This window comes from Dietzia maris (assembly GCF_014144855.1).
GTDB classification, from domain to species: domain Bacteria; phylum Actinomycetota; class Actinomycetes; order Mycobacteriales; family Mycobacteriaceae; genus Dietzia; species Dietzia kunjamensis.
Map to the genome: position 1 here is coordinate 1 of NZ_JAALDN010000530.1, position 2,427 is coordinate 2,427.

Annotated in this window: 4 protein-coding genes; 2 read left to right on the forward strand and 2 right to left on the reverse strand. The window is 66.7% G+C overall.

Going from position 1 to position 2,427, the window contains the following annotated elements:
* A partial coding sequence (gene cbiT, locus G6024_RS15715) for a precorrin-6Y C5,15-methyltransferase (decarboxylating) subunit CbiT (RefSeq protein WP_159149129.1) occupies positions 1 to 616 on the forward strand: 616 nt, incomplete at its 5' end.
* Complete coding sequence (locus G6024_RS15720; RefSeq protein ID WP_159149130.1) at positions 613 to 1,395, forward strand: cobalt-precorrin-4/precorrin-4 C(11)-methyltransferase; 783 nt, start codon at positions 613 to 615, stop codon at positions 1,393 to 1,395. The genes cbiT and G6024_RS15720, both read left to right, overlap by 4 nt.
* Positions 1,396 to 1,563: 168 nt before the next feature.
* Here G6024_RS15720 and G6024_RS15725 read toward each other — a convergent pair whose 3' ends face one another.
* Positions 1,564 to 1,782: a hypothetical protein gene (locus G6024_RS15725; RefSeq protein WP_096905730.1), complete on the reverse strand. Its 219-nt coding sequence runs from the start codon at positions 1,780 to 1,782 to the stop codon at positions 1,564 to 1,566.
* A gap of 194 nt (positions 1,783 to 1,976) precedes the next feature.
* Positions 1,977 to 2,427, reverse strand: a 451-nt coding sequence (locus tag G6024_RS15730; RefSeq protein WP_338122149.1) for a type IIL restriction-modification enzyme MmeI, incomplete at its 5' end; no start/stop codon positions are given.

Genomic DNA, 2,427 nt, shown 5'->3' on the forward strand with positions numbered 1-2,427 from the left:
CGCCCGCCCGCTCGGGCTGGCGCCGGGATTGCCCGACGACGTCTTTGAGAACGACGGCCAGCTCACCCGCCGCGACCTGCGTGCTTCGGCGCTGTCGCGGCTCGCTCCTTCGGCCGGCGAGCTCATGTGGGACGTGGGCGCCGGCGCCGGGTCGGTGGGCATCGAGTGGATGCGCGCGCACCCGTTGTGTCGGGCTGTCGCTGTGGAGGCCGATCCCGAGCGGGCGGCGCGTGTCGCGCGCAACGCCGTGCGGCTCGGGGTGCCGTCGTTGGAGGTCGTCCACGGTCGTGCGCCGGAGGTCTTGGAGGGTTTTCCGCGGCCGGATGCGGTGTTCGTCGGAGGGGGCGGCACGGCCCCTGGCCTGCTGCGACAGTGCTGGGAAGCGCTGGCGCCGGGCGGCCGGCTGGTCGCCCACGCGGTGACGCTGGAGACCGAGCGCGTGGTGGTCGACGCCCGCGCCGAATTCGGCGGGGAGCTGACCAGGATCCAGGTCGAGCACGCGGACTCGATCGGCCGGTTCACTGGCTGGGCGCCAGCTCGGGCTGTGGTGCAGTGGGCGGCCGTGAAGCCCTTCGTCGCTGCGGCTGATACTTCGGAGACAGGGGAGAGCTCGTGACCGTTCACTTCGTGGGAGCCGGCCCCGGCGCCGCCGACCTGCTGACGCTGCGCGCGGCTGCGGCGCTTGCCGCCGCCGACGTGTGCCTGTACGCGGGGACGTATCTCGACGACGGAGTGCTCGACCACTGCCGACCCGAGGCCCGGTTGGTGGACACCCAACATCTGGACTTGGATGGGATCATCGGCGAGATCGTCGCCGCTCACGCAGAGGGTCTCGAGGTGGTCCGGCTGTGCTCGGGTGACCCGTCGCTGTACTCGGCGCTCGCCGAGCAAACTCGCCGACTCGACGCGGCGGGCGTTCCGTGGGATGTAGTTCCTGGTGTTCCCGCCTATGCCGCCGCGGCCGCCGAGCTGGGCGTGGAGCTCACGGTTCCCGAAGTGGTTCAGTCGGTGGTGCTCACCCGTGTTCAGGCGCGATCGACGGCGATGCCGTCGACTGAGTCGTTGGAGAATTTCGCCGCCACCGGCGCGACGCTTGTGTTGCACCTGGCGATCACCCGTACCCGCGAACTCGCTGAGCGGCTGATCCCCACGCACGGCGCCGACTGCCCGGTGGCCGTGGTGGCCAACGCGAGCCGCCCGCACCGCGTGGAGCTGCGCGGCACTCTCGCTGACATCGCGGACGCGGTCGAGGCTGCCGGACTGAGGCAGGCTGCTGTGATCCTGGTCGGCCGCGCGCTGGTCAGGCCGGGCGAAGCGGAATCGTGGCTGTACGCCTCGAATCCCGAGCGTGAGTCGAAGCGGCGGAGTGTCGCCGATACGCTCGGAGGGGATTGAACGCGGCCGGCGCCCGAGCGCTGACCAGGGAATTTCACATAACCCAACATTATCGGCACATCCGTAGGGCGGGTGCTGGGGGGACCGACGAAAACCAGTCCGACGTTTAGTTTAACCAACGACGACGCCCCCGCAGTCGTCAGACCGCAGGGGCGCCCCTTGGGTGACTCAGCCGAACTGCGACAGGAATGTCGCCGTGTAGCTGGTCGCGAACGCGACCAGGCTCGCGGCCGCGATGATGCCTGCGACACGAACGGCCCCGACTGCCAGCTCACCACTGGACGCGGTGCCGTTCGCCGCCTTGTGCACGGTCACTCCTCCGTAAACAGCGGCGACGACCACGAGCATCAACGCGAGTGCGATGAACGAATAAACGATGGTCTCCATTTCACCTCCTTTCGTTGTAGGTCGGTGACCCTATCGGCGACTCATGCCGGTGCAGCACGCCAACGAAAGTGCAGGTAGAAACCCTCTAGGTCGAGGAAGTCGTAAATGAGGGACCGATCGCGGCCAGGGAGCCCCGAACCTAGGTCACTAGCTACCTAGCCCACAGTGTCCTAATGCCCTAGGGGCCTAGTGGGCTAGTGGGTGAGCTCGGCGTACCGGGCAAACAAGAGTTCCAACCGCTGCCGTTCGTTGCTGAGTTTCCGAGACGCACCGAAAACTCGGTCAACCTCCCGGTCCAAAGCATCGTGCGCCTTCACGAGCACCGGGTCCATCGCCAACGGGTTGTAGGCATCCGCCAGACTTCGGTCTGGATGCTGCGCTCGAGCATCCAGAACTTTTTGGCCGCCCTCGATGATTCGTTTCCTGTCCCTGTCCGTGAGTTCAGGCACGGGGAAGGTGTACCAAGTCAGCGTGCTTCCGAAGCGCAAATCAGACTTGATTCGCCCACCGATAGTTCGCTGCCAAGTAATGAACATCGACGATGAGATCAGGGCGAACTGGAGGTTGTCCGGGTCCTTGAGAGTGAAGTTTGCGTCGCCAGCGATCACCTCTGGACTGGACCGTTCCCGCTCTGGTGGACACCCG